The following is a 23,708-nucleotide window of genomic DNA, read 5'->3' on the forward strand; positions in this document are numbered from 1 at the left end:
AGCTTTGAACCGTTCGCGGGCATAATTGAGGAGTGACTGCTCCCCGCGCCTGGCTCATCTGGACGATCGGCGTCTTTGCCTACCTGGTGGCCGTAGCACAGCGAACCTCATTTGGTGTCGCGGGTTTGGAAGCAACAGAACGCTTCCATGCCAGTGCTTCGGCCATCTCCTTTTTTACCGTCTTGCAGTTGCTTGTCTACGCCGGCTTGCAAATCCCGGTCGGCGTCCTGGTGGACAGGTTTGGATCGCGGGTCATGATTGCCGGCGGTGCCATCCTGATGGGACTGGGGCAGTTGCAGCTCGCCTTCGCCGATAGCATTCCTGGAGGGGTACTGGGGCGTGTCCTGGTGGGAGCCGGTGACGCCATGACATTCATCTCCGTCATCCGGCTCGTTCCCTTGTGGTTCAGTCCGGCCAGGGTCCCCGTGGTTACCCAGCTGACCGGAATGTGCGGGCAGTTGGGCCAACTCTTCAGCGTGGTGCCTTTCGCCTTGCTCCTTCACTCTGCCGGCTGGACGCCCGCCTTCATGTCACTCGCGGCGATGTCCGTGCTGGCTGTCGTCCTGGTCCTCGTGCTGTTGCGGGACCAGCCTCCCGGGCATCCCCCGCGGGAGACCGGGCAGGGACTTCGGGCTACCGGAGTCTCCTTGTCACGCGCTTGGAAGCAGCCAGGCACCCGGCTTGGCTTGTGGAGCCATTTCACCGTCCAGTTCAGTGGCAACCTCTTTGCAATGACATGGGGTTATCCGTTCCTCCTCTCTGCCCAGGGGCTTGATGCGGGGACGGTCTCGGCTTTGATGGCCTTGTTCGTGGCAACCGCAATCGTCTCGGGGCCTGGATTTGGGCGGTTCGTCTCCAAACACCCAATGCGCCGCTCAGCCATGGTCCTGCTGATCACTGCGTCTACTGCGTTGGCTTGGGCGGCAGTGCTCATCCTTCCTGACCGGGCGCCACTGTGGCTCCTCGTGATCCTGGTGGTGGTGTTGGCAGTTGGCGGCCCGGGCTCCATGATTGGCTTCGACTTCGCGCGGACGTTCAATCCTTCCCACCGTATTGGTACCGCGACAGGCATCGTCAACGTGGGCGGGTTCATCGCTGCCTTGGTGGCGATCTACCTGATTGGCCTGGTCCTGGACGTCCTGAACGCGAGCGGATTCTCAGGCGGGGACTTGTACGGCCTTGATCCGTTCCGTGTAGCCCTCAGCGTCCAGTTTGTCCTGCTGGGCATCGGGACGGTCCTTATCATGCTGACCCGACGGAAGGTGCGGTTGCAGATGGCCGAGCAGGGCGTCCACGTGCCTCCGTTGGCTGCAGCCTTGGCCCGGCAGCGCCGCGAAAGGATCGAGCGCCGGCGTGCGGCACGTGCGCAGTCTGATGAAGGAAGCAAGGAATAACTGCAGGCACCAACCTCCGGGTAAGGGCATTTTCGTGGTTTGTCCTTATGTGGCCACCTTTATCCACATAAGCGTGATGGTCTCTGTTTTCAGCCAGTGGTGTTGCCCAAGCTTGAAGCATGACCACCAAAGAGACGCTGAGCATTCATCAACCAGAAGACATCCTGGGTTACATCCCGCATTTGTTGGGCTATTGGCCTGAGGACAGCCTTGTGGCCATCACGATGCAGGGGAAAATGCTCGGAGCCGCTCTCCGCGTCGACCTGCCTGCCCGGGCTTCTAACCGCATGCTTGCTGATTTTGCGGAGCACGTACTTCATTACTTAGCGGCGGACACCCTTGCCGACGGCGTGGTGCTTGCCCTTTACACCGGCGACGGTTGGGAGGACGGCATGGTTGTCACCAAAACACTCCCACTGCTGGCTGAACTTCAGGAAACACTTGGCCACGCTGATTTGCCTGTCCGGGATGCGTGGTTGGTTGGTCCTGAGTATTGGCGCGGCGCGTTCTGCTTCGACCAGGAATGCTGCCCGGCGCCGGGCCTGCCGATAGAACGAATCCGGAACAGCCGGCTCAGCGCAGAGATGGTCTATCGAGGCAGTACCATCGGAGCTTCTCCAAGGAGTAAGCAAAATCCGCCCGTTCCGGGACGTCCGGGTGCCCTCGATCCCGCAGTGTCGGAAGCCGAGTCGGATTTTGCACAACGGATGCGAACGTCACGGCGCAGTGGGAGGTGCCTTGATGCCGTACTGGCGGTGTGGCGTCAGGTGCTGGACAATGCCCGCATCCGTCCCGACAGCGAGACCGTAGATTTGCTCACGCCGCAACTCGCGGGCTTCCTCAGGTCCACCCTTGCTGTGCCCGGATGGCGGGACGCTGTCATGATCATGGCGGCTGCCGGAACCGGTTCCGCTAAGGCAGGGGCAGCAGCGTTCGGATTGTGCAGTAGCGATGATGGCTCTGAGCCACTTCCCTTCGACGCCGGAGAGTTGGCATTGCCCCCAACCGACACCCATGAAGGGGCTGGGGCGGCCCTTGAATCAAACGGGATGCTCAGCATCTATGCCTACGCAGACATCCTTCTAGGCATTGAACCAGCTATTCCCGACTGGGGGCAGCTTGATGCCCTGCAGCGCGTCTTGTCGTACCTGTACGTCCAAGGAGAAATGGGGGAAATTGCTGCAGCTGCATTGACCTTGCAAGGCTGGATTGCCTGGTGCAAGGGGAGTGGGTCCTCTGCACACGCTTGCCTTATGCATGCCAATTCGGCCAGCCCCGGTTACAGGCTCGCCGCATTGCTGGACGAGATTCTGGGGCACGGCAGCATCTGCGACTGGGCAAGTCGTCCCGAGTCCGCCTGGGGGACCTATAAAGGATCTCTTCGATAGCCATTACGCTTCATCAAGCGTGGGATTCATAAAACCGTGAGACAATGGATGCCGAGACCCGGTTGGGTCCGCGTTTGAATGCCCGTAATGGGCCCGGAATCCGGGAACATTACGGTGTCGTTGGCAGTTGTACATAGTGACTCTGCAGACGGCGATCGCATTTGAAATTGATCGCGGACTTGACAGGGTCATAGTGGTGTTGCCCGCATGGTGATTCCACAGACCGCCGCTAGAAAGGTTTTCTGTGACCCCGTCTTCCGTCGAGAAGGAACCCGCCGCCCAGGCCGAACTGTCCGCTGAGGAAAACAAGGCGGCCACTTCGGCAAAGCGTGCGGCGACACGTGTTGCCACCAAGGCCTCAGAGGACACCTCTGACAAGCCGGCACCAAAGAAGCGTGGACCCAAGCCCGGCGCCAAGGCCGCGGCTGAAGCCGCGAACAAGTCTTCGGATCCCGAGGCCGACACCGAAGAAGTGGCTGTCGAGGACGAGGATTTCGATCCCGCAGCAGCTGAGGAAGTTGAAGTCGGAGACGACGATGTCGAGGACGGCGCCGTAACCGGCAAAGACAAGGCAGCGCCCTCCGGATCCGGATTCGTCTACTCGGACGCCGATGACGACGACGCCCCTGTCCAGCAGGTCATGTCGGCCGGTGCCACGGCTGACCCGGTGAAGGACTACCTGAAGCAAATCGGTAAGGTCGCCTTGCTGAACGCCGAACAGGAAGTCGATCTGGCGCTTCGTATCGAAGCCGGCCTGTTTGCTGAAGAGAAGATCAACGCCGACGACGGTTCCATGGACCCGAAGCTCAAGCGTGAACTTGAATTCGTTATCCACGATGGCAAGCGGGCCAAGAACCACCTGCTCGAAGCCAACCTTCGCCTCGTCGTTTCCTTGGCCAAGCGCTACACCGGCCGTGGCATGCTCTTCCTGGACCTCATCCAGGAAGGCAACCTGGGCCTCATCCGCGCGGTGGAGAAGTTCGACTACACCAAGGGCTTCAAATTCTCCACGTATGCCACGTGGTGGATCCGCCAGGCCATTACCCGCGCCATGGCTGACCAGGCCCGCACCATCCGCATCCCGGTGCACATGGTGGAAGTCATCAACAAGCTCGCCCGTGTGCAGCGGCAGATGCTTCAGGACCTGGGCCGTGAACCCACGCCTGAAGAATTGGCGCTGGAACTGGACATGACGCCTGAGAAGGTCGTGGAGGTCCAGAAGTACGGCCGTGAACCGATTTCGCTCCACACGCCGTTGGGTGAGGATGGCGACTCCGAGTTCGGTGACCTCATCGAGGATTCTGAAGCTGTTGTTCCGGCTGATGCCGTGAGCTTTACGCTCCTCCAAGAGCAGTTGCACTCGGTTCTGGACACACTGTCCGAGCGTGAGGCCGGAGTCGTAGCAATGCGCTTTGGCTTGACCGATGGCCAGCCTAAGACTTTAGACGAAATCGGCAAGGTCTATGGCGTTACGCGTGAGCGCATCCGCCAGATCGAATCCAAGACCATGTCCAAGCTGCGGCACCCGTCCCGCTCGCAGGTCCTGCGGGACTACCTGGATTAAAGAGGTCCACTCACAAACGTTAACGGCCTGATCGGACTATCCGATCGGGCCGTTACCTTTTTTTGGGGCATCCTGGCTTCAAACTAAACAGGGCCCCTCCCGGATGGGAGGAGCCCTGTTCTTGCTCGAAGTGATGTGGCAGGAGAGTGTCCAGCCTTACCGTCAGCCCTGTCTAGTCGACCGGAACGGGTGCCTTCTCGTTGAGGCGCTCGGTCTCATCGTGCCAGTCGGAGGTCAGGGGCCGAAGCGTGGCCTCAACTGCGCGTGCGTGGTGGCCGCAAAACAGCAGCTCACCGCCGGAGGACTCGAGTACAACGCGGACATATGCTTGAGCCCCGCAACGATCGCATCGGTCAGCTGCGTTCAGTGTGCGGTCTGCAACTGCTGTTGTCATGTCGGCCTCCTTAGTAGTTCTGTACATCCATATAACCAGTATTCGGAGCAGAACCATGGCAAGGATGGATCACTTTCGCTGTCCGCGTATCACATGTGCGTAACGTAACGAAGTAGAATGCCGGTTTCCGGGAGTGGCAACCGGTGCCGATGGGGGACCGCGACTAGCCTAAGATGGGCAGTGTTTGCCTTGAGATATACCCCGAAGGAGCACACCGCGAGTGGCACCGAGTTCTGAATACAACGCCCGGCATCTATCTGTCCTGGAGGGCCTGGAAGCCGTTCGCAAGCGCCCGGGCATGTACATCGGTTCCACCGACTCCCGTGGCCTTATGCACTGCCTGTGGGAGATCATCGACAACGCTGTTGATGAGGCCCTGGCCGGCTTCGGGCATGACATCAAAGTCATTTTGCATGCAGACAATTCGGTCGAGATTCATGACGACGGCAGGGGCATCCCTGTTGACGTCGAACCGAAGACGGGACTGTCCGGCGTCGAGGTTGTCTTCACGAAGCTGCACGCAGGCGGCAAGTTCGGCGGCGGTTCCTACACGGCCTCCGGCGGCCTCCATGGCGTGGGCGCCTCCGTGGTCAACGCTTTGTCCAGCCGGCTGGATGTTCAGGTCGATCGTGGCAGCAAGACGTACCAGATGTCGTTCCGCCGTGGTGAGCCGGGACGTTTCATTGATTCCGGCGCCAAGCCCAGCCCCAACGCGCCCTTTGAGCCGTTCGTTGAAGACTCTGTATTGGACGTAGTTGGCAAGGCCAAACGCGGGGTCACCGGTACAAGGGTGCGGTACTGGGCCGACCGCCAGATCTTCACTCCCGATGCCAAGTTCTCTTACGATGACCTCACATCGCGTGCACGCCAGACGTCGTTCCTGGTCCCCGGATTGAAGATCACTGTCCGCGATGAGCGCAAGCTCGCGGGCACCCCCGGTGAGAACGGTGTGCATGAGGAAGTCTTCCACCACGACGGCGGCATTTCGGAATTTGTAGAGTTCCTCGCGGCCGACTCCGGAGTGACTGACGTGTGGCGCCTCCACGGCTCGGGGAAGTTCAAAGAAACTGTCCCTGTCCTTGACGAAAACGGGCACAGCAAGATCGCCGAAGTTGAGCGCGATTGCGAAGTCGATATTGCCTTGCGTTGGGGGATCGGTTACGAGACCACGATGCGCAGCTTCGTCAACATCATCGCGACCCCCAAGGGCGGGACGCACCAGGCGGGCTTCGAGGCAGCCCTACTGAAAACCTTCCGCAAGGCCGTAGAAACGAACGCCAGGAAGCTGAAGGCAGGCAACGACAAAATCGAGAAAGACGACGTCCTGGCCGGCCTCACCGCCGTGCTCACCGTCCGCTTGGCCGAACCACAGTTCGAAGGCCAGACCAAGGAAATCCTCGGCACGTCGGCTGTTCGCGCCATCGTCGCCAAGGTGGTCGAGCAGGAAATTTCGAGCAGGTTGTCCTCTGCCAACCGCAATGACAAAGCACAGTCGGCGCTGTTGCTGGAAAAGATCGTGGCGGAGATGAAGTCGCGCATTTCGGCCAGGGTGCACAAGGAGACCCAGCGCCGAAAGAACGCACTGGAAACCTCCTCGATGCCCACCAAGCTTGCCGACTGCCGCACTGATGACGTGGCGCGATCCGAACTCTTCATCGTTGAGGGCGATTCCGCGCTCGGTACTGCCAAGCTGGCCCGGTCTTCGGATTTCCAGGCCCTGCTTCCTATTCGCGGCAAGATCCTTAATGTCCAGAAGGCGTCTGTAGGGGACATGCTCTCCAACGCAGAATGTGCTGCACTCATCCAGGTTGTCGGCGCAGGCTCAGGTCGGAGTTTCGATCTTGATGCAGCGCGTTACGGCAAGGTCATCCTGATGACGGATGCCGACGTCGACGGCGCGCACATCCGCACGCTGCTGCTGACGCTCTTCTTCCGCTACATGCGGCCCATGGTCGAGGAGGGTCGGGTGTTCGCCGCAGTTCCGCCCCTTCACCGCGTGGAGGTCATCAATCCGGGCCAGAAGGCCAACGAGATGATCTATACGTACTCCGAGGCAGAATTGCATGTTCTTCTGGCCAATCTGGCCAAGGAGGGCAAGCGCTACAAGGAGCCCATCCAGCGTTACAAGGGCCTGGGCGAAATGGACGCACAGCAGCTCGCCGAGACCACTATGGACCCGCGCCACCGGACCCTTCGGAAGGTGGGTATCGACAGTGCCCAGCGTGCTGAAGAGGTTTTCGATCTCCTCATGGGCTCGGACGTCGCGCCTCGTAAGGAATTCATCATCGCAGGGGCAGCGACGCTGGACCGGGAACGCATCGACGCCTAGGTTCAGACCCGCGGTTTCCGGCCCGTTTTCGTGACGGAGGCGGAAGCCGCGGAAGCCGGTGCCGCAAAGGCCGCTGCTCCTACCGCCAGAGCCAGCGCACCCAGGCCCCAAGGGAGACCCGCGGCTACGGCAACCCCTCCCACCAACAAGGGACCGCCGGCGTCGCCAAGCTCCCGGCCAAGTTCAGCCGAACCCATCGTGCGGCCGAGGCGTTCCGCGGGAGTCGCATCGGCCAAGTGCGCGAATGCCAGTGGGGTGGCAATGCCAATTCCCAAGCCGATAAAAACGGCAGCACAGTAGATCGGGACGGCGCGATACATGGCGCCGTCCGTAGCCAGTGCTCCGGGTAGAAGGCCGGCGATGAGTACGCCAAGGACTATGGCCAGCAGACCGGCCACCATGCCCGGCCGGTCTGCGAGGACTCCCCGATCCCGCAATCGTCCGATCCTTGGCTGGACCAGCGATGACGCCAAGGCCAATACCGTTACGACGGCGACGCTGCCGGCGGTGCCGAGCCCTTCGCGTGCGGCCAGCGCCGGGAGAAAGCCTACTGCTGCGCCCAAGGCGCCAGTAGAGGCCGCCAACACCACGGTAGGTCCAAGGAATGATCGCTCGGTACTTTGCTTCCAGACATCAATGATGGTGTATCTGGGGCGGGGCAGGGGAGCCAAGCGCGGCACCGTGATGATCGCCCAGACGGCTACGGCCAAGCCCACAAAGGAGAGGATAAGGAAGAGCAGACTGAACCCGCCTGCGATGATCGCGACAGCGCCCAACAGAGGACCGATCGCGTAGCCAAGGCCCTTCCATGAACCATAGCGGCCAAAGTAGCGCCCGGTATGTTTGCCTGCCAGTCTGGCAACGCCTGCAGAAGATGCCGGCGAGAATGCCGAGGCAGCCATGCCTTGGCCAAGACGCGCTGCGGCCAGCATGAACGGTTCGTCGGCCCACAATCCGATCAGGGACGCGGCTGAGAAGGCCAGGAGCCCTCCGACGATCACGGGTTTGGGCCCGATGCGGTCGCTGACGGCCCCAAAGACCGGTTTGAGGAAGACTTCCGCGATGTCGTACAGGGCCAACAGGACGCCCAGGCCAAGCAGGCTCAAACCGATGTCCGCGCTTTCGGCGCCAAGTCCGGCGGCCACGGCGTGGGCTCCAAATGCGGTGGTGAAGCCGGCCGCATAGAGGGGCCATCGGCGGCTGGGGGATATGTCTGCACTCAGGCGTGACTTGTCGTCGTTCACGCCTCTCAATCTAAGGCAAATGGGCGTTGGTCGTGACCGCTTTGGAGGGGTATTCGTCGTTGGTCCATGACGCCACTCTTCCCTAAAGGATCCAGCACCGTGCCCCTGCGGAAACTTTCGTCCTTAACCAAGCATCCCCGGGACAATAAGGAGTCCCGTGGGTACGGCGAGGAGCAAGGCGGACGTGGCCAAGACCAGGGCGCGAAGAGCGGTGGCGAGCGGAGGCTCTGGTGAGAGAAGGCGGCTGACGCGTGACGCCGTCGTACGCGGTGAATCTGCCCCGCCGGTGGCGCTGATGCTGCCGCCTTCGACGACGGCGCCCACGCCGCTGAGCGCCCGCGGGCTGAGTGGCTGGCCGCCCGGCCCTGGCGTTGAGGACCCGCTGGAGACTATGGCGATGGCCTTGATCAACGTGCCTTTGCTTTCGGTCCTGAGCGCGACGTCGTCCGCAAGCATTTCAATCAGGGAGTTCACGGCTGTCTGGGCAAGCCGTGTGGTGGGGAACCAGGGGAGTGCCTGCCGCCATGCTGCGAACGCCCAGAGCAGGAGATCGTGACGCTGGGAAAGATGGGCGTTTTCATGGATGAGCACAGCCCGCAACTCCGCAGGTTCCAAGGCGGCCATGAGGCCGTCGGACAATACTGTCACCGAACGTGCGCCGCCGGGCAGGCAATAGGCCACAGGGGAGTCGTGGTTGATCACTACGGTGCCCGGGCCGTCGTCCGAGGGTGATGCCAGAAGCGTGAGCAATTCGCGGTGTCGCCCGCGTTGTCGTTCAATCTTGTAGTAAGTCAACAGCAGGGTGAACACCAAGTGCGCCGTTAAGAGTGCGGCCGCAGACAGGGCGAAGAGGTGCCAGAAGCCCAGCACTGTGGTTGGCTCATTGTTGAAAACCATGCCGGCCAGGCTCCTGAGACCCGCAATGAGGTTGTCACCGGTCGGTTCCAGTCCGTAGACCAGCATTGCGCCGATCATGGACAGGCCACCTGCGAGGGCAATGGCCTGCCAGAGGACCATTGCGGTGAATGGGGAGCGGGCAGGCCATTGCGCGCGCGAAAGCAAAACGGGTACCGGCCACGCCAGTATCAAAGCCAGGACCGCCAGGAAGTATGAGGTCCAGAACATACTGGCTAATTGTAGCCGAGCAGTTTGCGCAGGGTAGCGGCTTCACTTTCGGAGACTGAGCCAATGAAGCGGGCAAGGACTGCTTCGCGGTCGGGAGCTGAGCCAAGGACTTCGTGCATGAGTTCCGCAGTGTGGTCAGCACGGCTCGAAACGGCCTGGTAGCGGTGTGGGCGGGTGCCGCGTTCGCGTTCCACCAGGCCCTTCTTCTCCAGCCTGGAGAGCACGGTCAGGACGGTGGTCACTGCCAGGTCTTTGCCCTGGTGTCCTGCTGTGCCGTCGCCGGCTTCGGAGTCCTGCGCGAGAAGATCACGCAGGGTGTTGGCAGTTGCAGCCTCTTGACCCGCCCAGAGCAGGTCCATCACTGCCCGTTCCAGTTCCCCAAGACTCGCCATCAATACTTCCCTACCTTCCGCGTCCCGGTGGCAAAAGCCGCAACCCGGGAGCGATGATCCAACATTCCACAATAAATCTACCGCTTTTCAGGCCTTCATTCTACGTGAGGTAGAACTATCGGCGCGCCGCGGATGTGGATTCACCCTTGCAGGTGCGTAACGCCACTTGAAGAATGGGCATGTGGTTCGGCTACTTGTTCTACACTGTGTAGAACAATAGTTTTCTACGCAACGTAGAAGTAAGCGCACCGCACTTCGGGCCGCCGGACAAAGGACAGCCATGGACGCCTTGGAAATCGCACGCTGGCAATTCGGGATCACCACCGTCTACCACTTCATGATGGTGCCCCTTACCATCGGCCTTGGCCTGGTGGTGGCCGTCATTCAGACCCTGTGGTACCGCACGGGAAAGCCCGAGTATCTCCGGATGACCAAGTTCTGGGGCAAGCTCTTCCTCATCAACTTCATCATGGGTGTGGCAACCGGCATCGTCCAGGAATTCCAGTTCGGCATGGCCTGGAGCGAATACAGCCGGTTCGTTGGTGACGTCTTTGGCGCACCGCTGGCCCTCGAAGCCCTTCTGGCCTTCTTCGTCGAGTCCACCTTCCTTGGACTCTGGATCTTTGGCTGGAAGCAACTCAAGCGCGGTGTCCACCTGGCATGCCTTTGGATTGCCGTGATCGGTTCCGTCTTCTCCGCCTACTTCATCATCGTGGCCAATTCGTGGATGCAGCACCCTGTGGGCGTTGAGATGGTGGATGGCCGGCCCGTCATGACGGACGCCTGGGCGGTCTTTACCAACAACACTGCGCTGGTTGCCGTACCGCACACTCTGTTCGGTGCCCTTGGTGTTGCCGGTGCCTTCCTGCTCGGCATCGCCTGGTACCACTTGTGGCGCCGTCGCCATGACGGCATTGACGTAATTGGCGCGGACGGCCGGCTGGTCGCCGGCGAGGCCAACATCCCGGGCCGCGACAAGGGTGACTACACCGTATGGATCCGTTCCCTTCGGATCGGCGCCGTGGTGGCGATGATCTCCTTTGCCGGCACCGCCCTCACCGGAGACCTGCAGGGCAAGCTCATGTTCGAGCAGCAGCCCATGAAAATGGCTGCCGCGGAGGCAGCATGCCACGACGGCACCGGCTTTTCCGTACTGAGCGTCGGCAACCTGGGCGCCAAGAACTGTGACGACATTGTGGCTGTCATCGAAGTGCCCGGGATCCTTTCCTTCCTCGCCAAAGGCGACTTCACCACCGAGGTGAAGGGCGTGAACAGCCTGCTTGGTGAGTACAAGGAGAAGTACGGCACGCACTTGCCGGACAACCCGCTCTATGGTGACCGGGCCGGGCAGGAAATCCAGTACGTGCCCGTCATGGAGGTCACTTACTGGGGCTTCCGGATGATGATCGGCTTCGGTGGCGTCGCCGCCCTGGCAGCGCTGATAGCGCTATGGGTTACCCGCAAGGGCGTCATCCCTGGGTCAAAGTGGCTCATGCGCCTTGCCGTCTTCGGAATCCTGGCACCATTCGGGGCCAACGCCGCTGGCTGGATCTTCACGGAGATGGGCCGGCAACCCTTCGTCGTAGCCCCAAACCCTGATATGAACGGCATTGACCAGGTCTTCATGTTCACCGCTGCTGCCGTCTCACCCGGTGTCAGTGCCGGCGAACTCATGACCTCCCTGGTTGTGCTGACCGCCATCTACGCGGTCCTGCTGGTGGTGGAAGTCAAGCTCCTGGTCAAGTACGTCCGTGGCGGCGTCGCCTCGGCAATGCCCGAACTCGCCCACACCAAGGGCGAGGACCGTGGCAAGGACGACGACGGCGCACCCGGCCCCGACAAAGCCGACGACGTCCTGGCGTTCGCTTACTAGAAACAGAGGAACAGACAATGGAATTGTTGCCAACCATCTGGTTCGTGGCCATCGCAGTACTGTGGACCGGCTACCTCTTCCTCGAGGGCTTTGATCTCGGGGTAGGCATGCTCATGAAGCTGTTTGCGCGGAACAACACGGACAGGCGCGTGCTGCTCAATACCATCGGCCCCGTCTGGGACGGCAACGAGGTGTGGCTTCTCACTGCAGCCGGAGCCACGTTTGCAGCTTTCCCCCTGTGGTACGCCTCGTTGTTCTCGGCGCTCTATCTTCCGCTCCTGTGCGTCCTGGTGGCATTGATCTTCCGCGCGGTCGCCTTCGAATACCGGGGCAAGGTGGACACTGAACGCTGGCGCACCACGTGGGACTGGGCAATCGCCGTTGGATCCTTTGTGGCCGCCTTTGGCATCGGCGCAGCCCTGGCCCTGACCACCACCGGGTTGCCACTGGATGCCAATGGGGACCGCAGCGGCGGCCCGTTCGCCTGGTTCAGCGGCTACGCCCTCCTGGGTGGCTTCGGGGTTGTCGCGTTCGCTGTGGTTCACGCGTTGGCCTTCCTGGCGTTGAAGACCGACGGCGAGGTGCGGCTGCGTGCCCGCCGCTGGTTTGTGCGGCTGGTGCCGGTTGCCGTCCTGCCCATGCTCGCCTGGATGGTTGCGGTGCAGTTCCTGAGCGGCAAGGCCTGGACCTGGGTCATTGTGGTGGCTGGAGTGGCGTCAGTTGTTTTGGCCTGGCAGTGGGCCCGCAACGGGTCCGAGGGCCGGGCGTTCGCCGCGATCGGAGCTTTCGTGGTGTGCGCCACGGCATCGATCTTCGGAGCCGCGTTCCCGGTGGTCATCCCCTCAACCATGGATCCCGCGTTCAGCCTGACCATTTCCAATGCTTCCTCCTCCGACTACACGCTGGGCCTGATGAGCATCGTGGCGGCGGTGGGACTTCCCTTGGTTATTGCCTACCAAGCCTGGACATACTGGGTGTTCCGGCGCCGTGTCAGCTCAGCGCACATTCCCGAAGCCCACGGTTTCCTTCCAGCCATCGCCGCCAAGGTGTTGGTTGCCAAGGAAAACACCAGCCCTTCCAACCCGGGAGCCTAGCCACGTCATGAAGCCCGTGTTCCCCTCCAGTCCGGCCACGCGATCCGCGCTCTACGGAATAGGCCTGCTCTCAGCCCTCAAGGCACTTTCGCTGGTGCTCATGGCGCAGGCGGTGGCGGGTGCACTGGCCGGTTTGGCCGGAAGTCCCTCCGATTGGACCAGCGGGCTGGTGTGGGGGGCCGTTGGAGCGGTGCTACGGTCCTTGGCCGTCTGGGGCCAAGGCGTTGCGTCGCGCCGTGCCGCGTTGGGGGTCAAGGAGGAATTGCGGTCGCAACTTCTCAAGCGCTCACTGGACACGGGTGGAACAAGTGCTGTTGAGGGCACAAACGACGGCGGGCTGGCGATCCTCGCCACGCGGGGCCTGGACGCACTGGATGACTACTACACCCAATACCTGCCGGCCTTGGTGAACTGCGCCACCGTTCCGCTGCTCATCGGCGCCCGGATACTGTTTGCCGACTGGGTGAGCGCCGTTGTCATTGTCTTGACCGTTCCCTTGGTGCCGCTGTTCATGATCCTGATAGGCCGCCACACGGAAGATAGCGTCAGGGACGCCCAAACCACGCTGCGCAGATTGTCCGGGCACATCCTTGAACTTGCCAAAGGCCTGCCTGTGCTCGTGGGTTTGGGGCGGGCCAGCGAGCAACGCGAAGCACTTGAAGACATTTCCGAGCAGTACCGCAGCCGCACCATGGTCACGCTCCGGACGGCGTTCCTCTCAGCCCTTGCCTTGGAACTCATAGCAACAATCTCAGTCGCTGTCGTAGCGGTCTTCATCGGCGTACGGCTGGTTGCGGGGGACATGGCCCTGGAAGCCGGGCTTTTGGCACTGATCCTCGCTCCAGACTGCTACCTGCCCCTGCGTGAGCTCGGTACCGCACACCATGCCAGCGATGACGGCAGGGCGGCCTTGGAAACTGCCAACACCGTGTTGAAGGCCCCCACTCACCAGCGTCTTACCGACAACGTGACGTCTCACGCTGGGCTGGCCGACATCGTGGTCAAAGGCCTCACCGTGACCTATACGGGACGGTCCGCACCCGCCGTCGAGCGTTTGGACTTCACCGCCCCCGCAGGCTCGGTCACGGCGTTGGATGGAGACAGCGGCGCCGGAAAAAGCACAGTCCTGGGTGCCCTGGCCGGCCATATCGGGCCGGGCCCCAGCGCATCCGTGACCGGCACCGTAACCGGCGTAGCAACGGGTACCGTGGCCTGGGTGCCGCAACACCCTGTAATGGTGGCCGACACCGTGCAGGAGGAGATGGAACTGTACCTTGGCCGGGAACGGACAGCGGATACCGCACACGCTGTGGCGAGCATCCTGCGGAGGGTCTCAGCGGACCACCTCGCCGCCAAGCACCCTGCCGAACTCAGCCCGGGGGAGTTGCGGCGCGTGGCCCTTGCCCGTGGTCTGGCCCGGCTCGAGTCCGGTGCTACCGTGCTGCTTCTGGACGAGCCCACCGCACATTTGGACCACTACTCAGCCAGCGTTGTCCGCTCGGCCATCACGTCCCTTAGAGGCTCTGCCACCGTAATCCTGATAGCACACGACTCCGGCACCAGGGCGCTCGCCGACCACGTTGTCCGGGTGGAGCACTTAACCGCAGCAAAGGGGCCCGCTGACGTAGCGGAACGAAGTGCTGCATCTACCCCGGCCGTCGGTTCAACCACCACGTATCAGTCCTCCCCTGCTGTCACAGCCGAGGCGAACGCAGGCGGCCTGAAAGCGCAGAACGGGGCCCTCCACACAGCCTTCAACCAGGGATGGCTTCCCAACGTGGAACGGCTCGCACTGGTCCTCCGGCCTGTTCAGGCCAAGTTCGCCGCGGCGGGCTTGGTGGGAGTCCTCGCCGCACTTTTCGCGGTCGCCCTGTCCGGCCTGTCAGGGTGGCTCATCATCCGGGCCAGCGAACAGCCACCCATTCTCTACCTTCTGGGAGCGATCGTTGGTGTGCGTTTCTTCGGCATCGGCAGGGCCGTCCTTCGCTACTGCGAGCGTCTGCTGACCCACGACGCCGTCTTCGCTGCGATGACACGCCTGCGCGGGGCGCTCTGGGCCACCCTGAGCCGCCGTGCACTCTCACTTCGCCGTCTTCTGCAGGGTGGCAACGTCCTGGGCTCGATCGTGGACGACGTGGACAGGCTCAGGGACCTTCTCCCGAGGGTCGCGCTCCCGCCGTTGACTGCCGCGGGCGTCGGCGCTGCGGCCATCGTCGCGACTGCCATGGTGTTGCCCGTTGCCGTGCCCGCCGTCGCCTCTGCCACCGTAGCGGGACTCATTGTTGCGCCGCTCCTTGCCGTACTCGCTGACCGGAACGCCGCCAAGGCCGAACAACAGCTGCGCTCGGTGGTGCTCCGCGGTGTTGCGGCCGCCCTCGATGCCCGCGCCGAACTAACCGCCAACGGGGTGGCCGGACGCATCCTGACCGCACTCAGGGACAAGGATCGTGCCGCTACTGTTTCGGCGCAACGTTCTGCCTGGGCGGAAGGTCTCGGCCAGGCCGTCACCGTCCTGGCCTGCTCGTTCGCTGCCCTGTGGGCGGCACTCCTGGGCGCTGAATCCGTTCAGGATGGTTCCGCCGCTCCTGCCCTGGTTGCCGTGATTGTGCTCATGCAACTGGCCCTTGTGGAGCCTTTTGCGACAACCGTTTCCGCCGTCCGCCAAGGCCCTGCGCTCGCAGACGTCCTGGGGCGGGTAGCAGCTACCGGCGCGTTGTCCGCCCCCGCCGATGCGGACAACGCAGATCACGACGCCGGTACGCACCCTTTGCCTGACCGCGATGGCAAGGCGGGGCTGGAGTTGAATGGAATTGCCGCAGCATGGCCAGATGGCCCCGCGGTGTTCTCAAGAGTTACCGCTGAGGCCGGGCCAGGCCGATGGCTGGCAGTCACCGGCCCGTCGGGAGCCGGCAAATCGACGCTTCTTTCCGTCCTGCTGGGCTTCCTTCCTGTGAAGGAAGGCAGGGCAATGCTCACAGGGACAGCGGCGTGGTGTCCGCAGGAAGCCCACCTCTTCGACTCCACCATCCGGGGTAATCTCCTCCTGGCGAGGCCCGCGGCGAAGAAGCCCAACGAACAGGAAATGCACCAGGCCTTGAAGGACGTGGGACTTGACGTGTTGGTGGACTCTTTGCCGGAAGGGCTCGACACGCGTATTGGATCAGCCGGGGCATTCCTCAGCGGTGGTGAGCGGCAGCGCCTCGCGATGGCCAGGACACTCCTGACGGGCGCGCGTGTGCTGTTGCTGGATGAGCCTACGGCGCACCTTGACGCTGCAGCTGCACGCGAGATGATGGCCACCCTTCGCCGAGGTTTGCGGAACGTCACGGTGGTGTTGGTGACGCACAACCCTGAGGACATCGATCCAGCCGATGCCAGGCTTGAACTCCCCAGCGCGGCTGAACTGGTGAGAGTGCCTACTCCCCAGTAGCCTGTTGGCATGCCTTCTGAGGTTCCACCCCTGATTCAGCCCGATGCCAGCCAAACGGGCTTGCAGTGGCGGCCTGCCACAACTGCGGACCTCGACAACTGGGCGGAACTGATCGCCCGGACTGCCGCCGTCGAGCATCCTGTCTGGTTCGAAAAGCGTGGCGACCTCGTCCACGTCCTGGAGTCCACCAAAAATGATCCCAGGACCAACACGCTTCTGGGATTCGATGCGGATGGCGTTGCCCGCGCGTACGGGAGAATCACGAAGAACCCAGGAGGGGACAAGGCGCTCGGCATCGGCTGCGTGGACCCGGACTGGCAACGCCGAGGCATCGGCTCAGCAGTCCTTGCCTGGCAAGAGGCACAGACACGCATCCGGTTCCAATCCGACGCCGCGGAAGGAGCCATCACCGCCCCGCCACGTCTTCGCATCAGGACCGAGGAACAGCACCGTCACCAGGCGCAACTGCTGAAAGCCAAGGGCTACGGCATCGTCCGCTGGTTCAATGAGATGCACCGGCCTTTGTCCGTACCCGCGCCCGACACCAGCCTCCAACCGGGACTTGAGCTGCGGACATTGGACGCCTCCCTCCACGAACCGGTTCGCCTTGCCCACAACGATGCCTTCAGGGACCACTGGGGAAGCGAGCCACGCGACGAGGAATCATGGCGGTTCACCGTTGAGGAACCCACAGCACGGCCCGATTGGAGCGCCGTGGTGGTTGATTCCGCGACTGGCGAGGTAGCAGGATACCAACTCGCCAGCTACGATGCCGATGCTGCAGCGGACAGGGGATTCAAGGAGGGCTATACGGAACTCCTTGGTGTGCGGCGCGCCTTCCGTGGAAGGGGAATAGCGCAAGCCCTTCTGGCCGACGCCCTGCGGCGTTTCGCGGACGCAGGCATGGACATTGCGTCACTCGATGTGGATTCCGCCAATCCCACGGGCGCGCTGGCTCTCTATTTGCGCATGGGCTACAGCCCCGTGAACCGGAGCATGACGTGGGAGAAGAGGCTATAGCCAGTCGCGCTTAGCCGTCAACGTCGTGGAGGTGATGGACAACATCGTGCAGGAAGTACTGCGAGAACGTGAGCACAGTGAATTCAGAACCGTTGCTTCGCCGCCCTGTACGCTGCCATTCATCCTGCACCACCCGTGCGAAGGACTCCGCGATCTGCTCACCTTCCGCGATCAACTCGTCAGAGACGGTCCGGGGGTCCGAACGTCCATATTCGCCGTCGATGGCCGCTTGGTCCTGATCCCAATTGGCAAATTCGGCGTTGTCATCACTCAGCATCAGGTTCAGCCTCTTATCGAAAAGGCTGAAGACATCGCGCACGTGGCATGCATACTCCAGGGGAGACCACGTGTGATCGTTCGGGCGTACTGCGACGTCCTCGCGGCGCAGGACGGCGCGCCACCTCGGAAGCATATTGAGCACAGTGCCCGGGACAGTGGAAGGCGTCACGGTGGAGGCGTCAAAGCCGCATTCGGGGCAGGGCCTTGAAAGCACCCATGTCCAGTCTTTTTCGTCAGGGATGATCGGCATGTCGCCAGTCTAAGGGGTCACCGCTGGCAATCTCAGGCAAGGGGTAAAACCTGCATCTGTTTGCCACTGACTTCGTTGCCGCCCAGGAGTAAAGTTCGCTCCGGGGAGAGAGTCGGAAAGAGAAAAACATGCTCAAGGATCAGCAAGTGGGTGCCGTTCTTCCGGCATCGGATATTGCCCGGGCCCGCGCGTACTACAGCGAGAAACTCGGACTCGAACCAGAAAATCCAGACGCCGAGGACAACCTTCAGTACAGGTGCGGAGACGGGACCGGATTCTTCATCTACCAAACATCCAACGCAGGGACCGCCAAGAATACCCAGATGGGCTGGATGGTCAGTGACGTCGCGGCCACGATGGAAGAACTCCGCGGGAAGGGTGTCAAGTTCGAGGACTACGATTTCCCGGGCCTGAAGACTGAAAACGGCATTGCTACGATGCCGGACGGAAGCGCAGCAGCTTGGTTCCTGGACTCAGAGGGAAACATACTGAGCATCAACCAAAACGGCTAACCCAGCCGGAAGTGGCCTGACAGGGGCAGCTTGCCAGGCTAAGGCAAGAAGCAGGGCCGGCGGTCTGCAACCGCCGGCCTTGTTACTGTTCCCGTGCCGTCGTTGGCCGCTGGCTTACTCGGCAGACACTGACGTTTCAGCCCAGGCCATGCTCGGACCGATCGCCTCCACTGGCTGGGACAGCGGCACGCCCGACCCGTCCCTGCGGCCGTGCTCGTGCGGCAGTGCCCTGGCAACACCGGCGGCCGATGACGCCTTTGCCGGCCCGTGTCCGGCCCACGCAAGGAGCAGGGTGTCTTCGCCCTTGAGGAAGCGATGCACGCGGACACCGCCGGTGGCGCGCCCCTTGGACGGATACTCTTCGAATGCCGTCACCTTCGCGGTCCCCGGGGCCGTGCCCGGCAGCGCGCCATTGGTTCCTGCAATAGTGACAACGACGGCGGCTGGATCGTCTGCGCGGACGGTACCGAAGTGGATGACTTCGTCGCCATCGGCGAGCTTGATGCCCGCCATGCCACCGGCGGTCCGGCCTTGCGGACGCACGTTCGACGCACTGAACCGCAGCAATTGGGCCTGCTTGGTCACGAAGACGAGTTCGACGTCGTCCTCCTGCGCGGGTTCCACGGCAAGAACGGTGTCCTTGTCCTTAAGGGAAATGATTTCCCAGTCCTCACGGTTCAGCGGGTACTCCGGCTGAACACGCTTCACTACGCCCTGTACGGTTCCGATGGCAAGGATGGCATCCAACGGAACAAACGCAACCAACGTCTCGCCCTTGACCAGGGTGATGAAATCCTTGGCCGGCACTCCACCGGCCAGGTTTGGAAGGCCGCTTACAGGGGGTAGGACAGGCATGTCCATGACCTGTAGGCGCAACATCCGGCCCAGGGAAGTGACGGCGCCAATCTCGCCACGGGCCGTGGTCTTCACCACAGAACGGAAGACGTCGTGCTTCGCCCGCGGACCAGCCTCGGCCAGCGGTTCCTGGTTGGTTGTCCGTGCGATCTGTCCGGATACGCTGAGGAGGGCCCAGCAGGGGTCGTCCGGGATTTCGAGCGGAAGGGCTGCGGCCTTGCCCTTGGGTCCCGGTACCGCAGCTGCAAGGGCCGCGGCGACCGTGGGTGAGACGGCCTCGGACTCCAGGAGCACGGTGCGTCGGGGAGTACCGTATTTGGTGGCGATTTCGGCAAGCTCACCGGAAACGAGGTCGCGGAGCAGCTCGTCGGAGCCAAGGATGGCCTCCAAGGCTTCGATCTCGCGGCGCAGCTCGTCCTGCTCCTTCTCCAATTCAAGGCGGGAGTACTTGGTCAGCTGCCGTAGGCGCAGTTCCAGGATGTAGTTGGCCTGGATCTCGGTGAGGTCGTAGATGGACATCAGCCGTTCACGGGCTGCGGACGCTTCATCAGAGGAGCGAATGATCTGGATGACTTCGTCGATGTCGACGATCGCGATCAGCAGGCCCTCCACCAGGTGCAGGCGGTCCTTCTTCTTGCCCAACCGGAACGCCGTCCGCCGCCGGACCACGTTCAGACGGTGGTCCACGTAAACCTGCAGGAGCTGCAGCAGGCCAAGAGTCTGCGGCTGGCCGTCAACCAAGGTGACATTGTTGATGCCGAAGGAATCTTCCATGGGCGAATAGCGATACAGCTGCTGGAGGACGGCGTTGGGGTTGAAACCGTTCTTCAGCTCGATGACCAGGCGCAGGCCATGGTTGCGGTCCGTGAGGTCCACGACATCGCTGATGCCGGTCAACTTCTTGGCGTTGACGGCGTCCTTGATTTTTTCGATGACCTTTTCCGGGCCCACCATGTAGGGCAGCTCCGTCACCACGAGGCCTGTGCGGCGGGCAGACAGCTGCTCCACTTCCACCTTGGCGCGTGTCTTGAAGGAACCACGGCCCGTGGCATAGGCGTCACGGATGCCGTCCAGGCCCACGATGCGGCCTCCCGTGGGAAGGTCCGGACCCGGGACGAACTTCATGATGTCATCCAGCGTGGCATCAGGATTTGCGATCAGGTGGCGCGCGGCGGCAATGACCTCAACAAGGTTGTGCGGAGCCATGTTGGTGGCCATGCCCACTGCAATGCCCGTAGTGCCGTTAACCAACAGGTTGGGAAACGCTGCAGGAAGGACGTCAGGCTGCGTCAATTGGTTGTCGTAGTTGGGGACGAAATCCACCACGTCTTCGTCAAGGTGGTCCGTCATCGTCAGCGCGGCGGCGGCCAGGCGCGCCTCCGTATAACGCGGGGCGGCAGGACCGTCGTCGAGCGATCCAAAGTTGCCGTGGCCGTCAATCAACGGCAGGCGGAGGGAAAAGTCCTGGGCCATACGCACCATGGCGTCATAGATCGCGGCATCACCATGCGGGTGGAGCTTTCCCATGACTTCGCCCACGACGCGCGCACTCTTGACGTGGCCACGGTCCGGACGCAGGCCCATGTCCGCCATCATGTACAGGATGCGGCGCTGAACCGGTTTCAGGCCATCACGCGCGTCCGGGAGGGCGCGCGAATAGATCACCGAGTAGGCATACTCCAGGAAGGAGCCTTCCATCTCGGAAGTGACGTCGATGTCGACGATGTTCTCGGTGAAGTCGCCGAGGGGCTCGCCTTTGCGTGCGGAAGTTTGGCTGCGGGCCATGGGGTCGGTGGATCCTTAAAGATGTACTGCGGATGTTTTAGCTAGGCTAAGCCTATGGTGGATCAGCCCGACGTCGGCATTTATCCGGAATATTGGGAAGCCGATGTCGTCCTGCGTGACGGCGGAACAGCCCACATCCGCCCCATCCGGCCCCAGGATGCCGATGCCCTGCAGGCCTTCCACGCCGGGCAATCGCAGGCTTCCATCTACATGCGGTTCTTCTCCTTCAAGCCCAAGCTTTCCGGCAAGGAAGTGCGGCGCTTCACCGAAGTGGACCATGTGAACCGGGTGGCATTCGTCATCACCATCGGCGGTGAAATCATGGGCGTTGGCCGCTACGACCGGCTCGATGACCCCACAGAGGCGGAGGTCGCCTTCAACATTTCCGACGCCCATCAGGGGCGCGGCATCGGCTCGATCCTCCTTGAACACCTGGCGGCTGCCGCCCGCGAAAACGGCATCCGCCGCTTTACAGCCGAGGTTCTACCGGAAAACCGCAAGATGCTGATGGTATTCGCCGACGCCGGCTACGACCTCAAACGCCAGTTTGACGACGGCGTGGTGAGCGTCGAGTTCAATATCGACCCCACCGAGAAATCGCGGGCCGTCATGGAATCGCGTGAGCACCGCGCAGAGGCGCGCAGCGTGCGCGACCTACTGGCGCCGTCGTCGGTGGCCGTCATTGGGGCCAGCCGCAAGTGGGGGACAGTCGGCTACCAACTCCTGGAACACATTATTGAGGGTGGCTTTGAGGGCCCCGTCTATGCGGTCAACCCGGAGGCCTTCGAGCTCGCCGGTATGATCTCCTTTGCACGCTTATCGGAGATCCCCGGGCCCGTGCAGCTGGCGATCATCGCAGTTCCCTACGAGGAAGTTCCCAAAGTAGTGGACGAGTGCGCAGCAGCAGGCGTCAAGGGAATCGTGGTGGCAACCGCCGGATTTGCCGATGACGGCGAGAGGGGCCTTGCGCGCCAACATGAGTTGGTGCGGCGCGCCCGGGCCAATGGCATGCGGGTGATTGGGCCCGAGTCCCTGGGGATACTGAACACCCATCCTGCTGTATCCCTGAACGCCTCGATGGCTCCGAGCATGCCACCCCGCGGGGGACTGGGCCTTTTCAGCCAGTCTGCCGCCGTGGGTGTTGCCGTCTACGCGGCGGCCAGGCGGCGCCGGTTGGGTCTGTCCACATTTCTCAGCGCCGGGAACCGCGCGGATGTCTCGGGCAACGACGCCATGCAGTACTGGGAGGACGACGCCGATACTTCCGCTGTGGGGCTCTACCTCGAGTCAATCGGGAATCCCCGTAAGTTCTCCCGGCTTGCCCGCAGGCTGTCCCGGAGCAAACCAGTGATCGTCGCAAAATCCGATGTCACGGGCCTCCGCCTTCCGCCCGGACATGAAGTCCGGACCACCCAGGCACCCGCCGCCGCAGTGGACGCAATGATGAGGCAGGCAGGGGTCATCAGGGTGGGAACCATCGAGCAATTGATGGACATCGCCCAGATCGTCTCCTCCCAGGCATTGCCCGCCGGCCCCGGTCTGGCTGTCTACTCCAATTCCGTCGCCTTGGCCAAGGTCGTCGCTGACAGTGCGGGACCCCTTGGGCTTGATGTCAACCGGATGGTGACGGACGTGGACCTCGACGCCGGCATGTCGCTCGCCCTTCCAGCGCTCCGGGCGAGCCTGCAGGCAAGCCTCGCGGACGAATCTGTCAACGCCATCGTGGCCGCACTCCTGCCTGCGCGTGGACTCACAGTAGAAGCGCTGGCCGGAGTCCTGGCCGAGTGCGCGGCGGAGGCCGGCAAGCCTGTGGTGGCTGTGTTCACAGGCATTCTGGACCCCTCCATCCCCGTGGAAGGAATGGTAGGCAGCGCCGATGGTGCGTTACTGCCCTGCTATTCAAATGCAGGTGCCGCCGTAGGCGCCCTGGCCGCAATCGTCCGCTACGCCCAATGGCTGGATCGCGACCAAGGCCTTTTTGTCGAGCCCGGTGGCTGCGACGCCGAAGGGACCCAGGAAACCCTGGCCAGGATGCTGACCGGCGTGACAGGCGAGAAACTCCGCAAGCTCGACGCCGGTGCTGCCGCAGAGTTACTCGCTGGCTACGGTATTGCCGTGGTGCCGACAATCGGCTTCGGAACACCGGAGGACGCCGTTAAAGCAGCCGAACGAGTGGGCTGGCCAGTGGTTCTGAAGACCACAGATCCCGCCCTGAGGCACCGTTTGGACCTGGGCGGCGTCCGGTTGGACATCCAGGATGCAGACTCCTTGCTGCAGAACATCGCACAAATGAAGCGGGCACTGGAACCTTATGGTTCGCCATCCCTTGAAGTTCAGGCAATGGCCCCAGTAGGCCAGGCGTGCACGTTCCGCGCCATGGAGGATCCCTTGCTGGGCCCAGTGGTGTCATTCGGTTTGGCAGGGGATGCAGTGAATCTGCTGGACGATTGGGCGCACCGGGTCCCACCGTTGTCCGCGGCTGACCTGCACGACCTCATCCGCTCACCGCGGGCCTCCAGAAAACTGTTCGGCTACCAAGGCCTCCCCGCCGTGGACGTGCCTGCCCTTGAGGACATCGCCGCCAGACTGGCCAAACTCAAGGATGACCACCCCGGAATTGCCTTGGTGGAGTTCAACCCTGTGCTCGCCGGCCCTGCCGGTGCAACGATTCTGGGCGCCGATGTGTGGATAGGAAACGCGGCCAGGCGCACCGACAGCGCTCGCAGGGCAATGCGTGGATAGGCGCTTCCTGCACGCCAGCGACCAGCCCAGTGGCGAAG

At 62.5% G+C, this 23,708-nt stretch carries 16 protein-coding genes; 10 read left to right on the plus strand and 6 right to left on the minus strand.

Annotated elements, in window-relative coordinates; translation table 11 throughout:
• The first annotated feature begins 32 nt into the window (after window positions 1–32).
• The 3 genes from LDN90_RS08410 to LDN90_RS08420 all read left to right on the plus strand — a co-directional run bounded on the left by LDN90_RS08410 (window position 33) and on the right by LDN90_RS08420 (window position 4,346).
• A complete protein-coding gene (locus LDN90_RS08410) occupies window positions 33–1,394 on the plus strand; it encodes an MFS transporter (protein WP_216923039.1) in 1,362 nt (453 codons plus the stop codon).
• Between the two features lie 119 nt (window positions 1,395–1,513).
• Window positions 1,514–2,782 carry a DUF4192 domain-containing protein gene (locus tag LDN90_RS08415; RefSeq protein WP_223948646.1) on the plus strand — a complete coding sequence of 423 codons (1,269 nt, stop codon included), beginning with the start codon at window positions 1,514–1,516 and terminating at the stop codon, window positions 2,780–2,782.
• Between the two features lie 244 nt (window positions 2,783–3,026).
• Window positions 3,027–4,346 carry an RNA polymerase sigma factor gene (locus tag LDN90_RS08420; RefSeq protein WP_216923043.1) on the plus strand — a complete coding sequence of 440 codons (1,320 nt, stop codon included), beginning with the start codon at window positions 3,027–3,029 and terminating at the stop codon, window positions 4,344–4,346.
• 172 nt (window positions 4,347–4,518) lie between these two features.
• Here the strand turns inward: LDN90_RS08420 and LDN90_RS08425 are convergent, their stop codons facing one another.
• Window positions 4,519–4,740, minus strand: a complete 222-nt coding sequence (locus tag LDN90_RS08425; RefSeq protein ID WP_021473125.1) for a hypothetical protein — start codon at window positions 4,738–4,740, stop codon at window positions 4,519–4,521.
• A gap of 220 nt (window positions 4,741–4,960) precedes the next feature.
• Here LDN90_RS08425 and LDN90_RS08430 point away from each other — a divergent pair, with 220 nt between their 5' ends.
• Entirely contained in the window at window positions 4,961–7,069 is a 2,109-nt protein-coding gene (locus LDN90_RS08430) for a DNA topoisomerase IV subunit B (protein WP_216923045.1), read from the plus strand.
• Window positions 7,070–7,071: 2 nt separating this feature from the next.
• On the opposite strand, the gene LDN90_RS08435 is transcribed toward LDN90_RS08430, so the two are convergent.
• The 3 genes from LDN90_RS08435 to LDN90_RS08445 all read right to left on the minus strand — a co-directional run bounded on the left by LDN90_RS08435 (window position 7,072) and on the right by LDN90_RS08445 (window position 9,830).
• Window positions 7,072–8,313 carry an MFS transporter gene (locus LDN90_RS08435; RefSeq protein ID WP_223948647.1) on the minus strand — a complete coding sequence of 414 codons (1,242 nt, stop codon included), beginning with the start codon at window positions 8,311–8,313 and terminating at the stop codon, window positions 7,072–7,074.
• A 123-nt stretch (window positions 8,314–8,436) separates the two neighbouring features.
• Window positions 8,437–9,438 (minus strand): M56 family metallopeptidase, encoded by a 1,002-nt coding sequence (locus tag LDN90_RS08440; RefSeq protein WP_223948648.1) that lies wholly within the window; start codon window positions 9,436–9,438, stop codon window positions 8,437–8,439.
• A 5-nt stretch (window positions 9,439–9,443) separates the two neighbouring features.
• Window positions 9,444–9,830, minus strand: coding sequence for a BlaI/MecI/CopY family transcriptional regulator (locus tag LDN90_RS08445; protein WP_189016115.1), 387 nt, complete (start codon window positions 9,828–9,830; stop codon window positions 9,444–9,446).
• Window positions 9,831–10,110: 280 nt separating this feature from the next.
• Here LDN90_RS08445 and LDN90_RS08450 point away from each other — a divergent pair, with 280 nt between their 5' ends.
• The 4 genes from LDN90_RS08450 to LDN90_RS08465 are packed head-to-tail and all read left to right on the plus strand — an operon-like array spanning window position 10,111 to window position 17,247.
• Window positions 10,111–11,703: a cytochrome ubiquinol oxidase subunit I gene (locus LDN90_RS08450; RefSeq protein ID WP_223948649.1), complete on the plus strand. Its 1,593-nt coding sequence runs from the start codon at window positions 10,111–10,113 to the stop codon at window positions 11,701–11,703.
• A 17-nt stretch (window positions 11,704–11,720) separates the two neighbouring features.
• Window positions 11,721–12,797 carry a cytochrome d ubiquinol oxidase subunit II gene (gene cydB, locus LDN90_RS08455; protein WP_216923051.1) on the plus strand — a complete coding sequence of 359 codons (1,077 nt, stop codon included), beginning with the start codon at window positions 11,721–11,723 and terminating at the stop codon, window positions 12,795–12,797.
• Window positions 12,798–12,804: 7 nt separating this feature from the next.
• Window positions 12,805–16,227, plus strand: a complete 3,423-nt coding sequence (gene cydD, locus LDN90_RS08460) for a thiol reductant ABC exporter subunit CydD (RefSeq protein ID WP_223948650.1) — start codon at window positions 12,805–12,807, stop codon at window positions 16,225–16,227.
• A 9-nt stretch (window positions 16,228–16,236) separates the two neighbouring features.
• Complete coding sequence (locus LDN90_RS08465; protein WP_223948651.1) at window positions 16,237–17,247, plus strand: GNAT family N-acetyltransferase; 1,011 nt, start codon at window positions 16,237–16,239, stop codon at window positions 17,245–17,247.
• 10 nt (window positions 17,248–17,257) lie between these two features.
• Here the strand turns inward: LDN90_RS08465 and LDN90_RS08470 are convergent, their stop codons facing one another.
• Window positions 17,258–17,776 (minus strand): DinB family protein, encoded by a 519-nt coding sequence (locus LDN90_RS08470; RefSeq protein WP_216923057.1) that lies wholly within the window; start codon window positions 17,774–17,776, stop codon window positions 17,258–17,260.
• A 128-nt stretch (window positions 17,777–17,904) separates the two neighbouring features.
• On the opposite strand from LDN90_RS08470, the gene LDN90_RS08475 reads away from it, so the two are divergent.
• Window positions 17,905–18,288, plus strand: coding sequence for a VOC family protein (locus LDN90_RS08475; RefSeq protein ID WP_216923059.1), 384 nt, complete (start codon window positions 17,905–17,907; stop codon window positions 18,286–18,288).
• 114 nt (window positions 18,289–18,402) lie between these two features.
• On the opposite strand, the gene LDN90_RS08480 is transcribed toward LDN90_RS08475, so the two are convergent.
• The gene (locus LDN90_RS08480; RefSeq protein WP_223948652.1) at window positions 18,403–20,928 is read right to left on the minus strand and encodes a DNA topoisomerase IV subunit A; all 2,526 of its coding nucleotides are present in this window, start codon (window positions 20,926–20,928) and stop codon (window positions 18,403–18,405) included.
• Between the two features lie 54 nt (window positions 20,929–20,982).
• On the opposite strand from LDN90_RS08480, the gene LDN90_RS08485 reads away from it, so the two are divergent.
• Window positions 20,983–23,670 (plus strand): bifunctional GNAT family N-acetyltransferase/acetate--CoA ligase family protein, encoded by a 2,688-nt coding sequence (locus tag LDN90_RS08485; protein ID WP_223948653.1) that lies wholly within the window; start codon window positions 20,983–20,985, stop codon window positions 23,668–23,670.
• Window positions 23,671–23,708 lie beyond the last annotated feature (38 nt).

The organism is Arthrobacter sp. NtRootA1, assembly GCF_019976975.1.
In the GTDB taxonomy this organism is placed as follows: domain Bacteria; phylum Actinomycetota; class Actinomycetes; order Actinomycetales; family Micrococcaceae; genus Arthrobacter; species Arthrobacter aromaticivorans.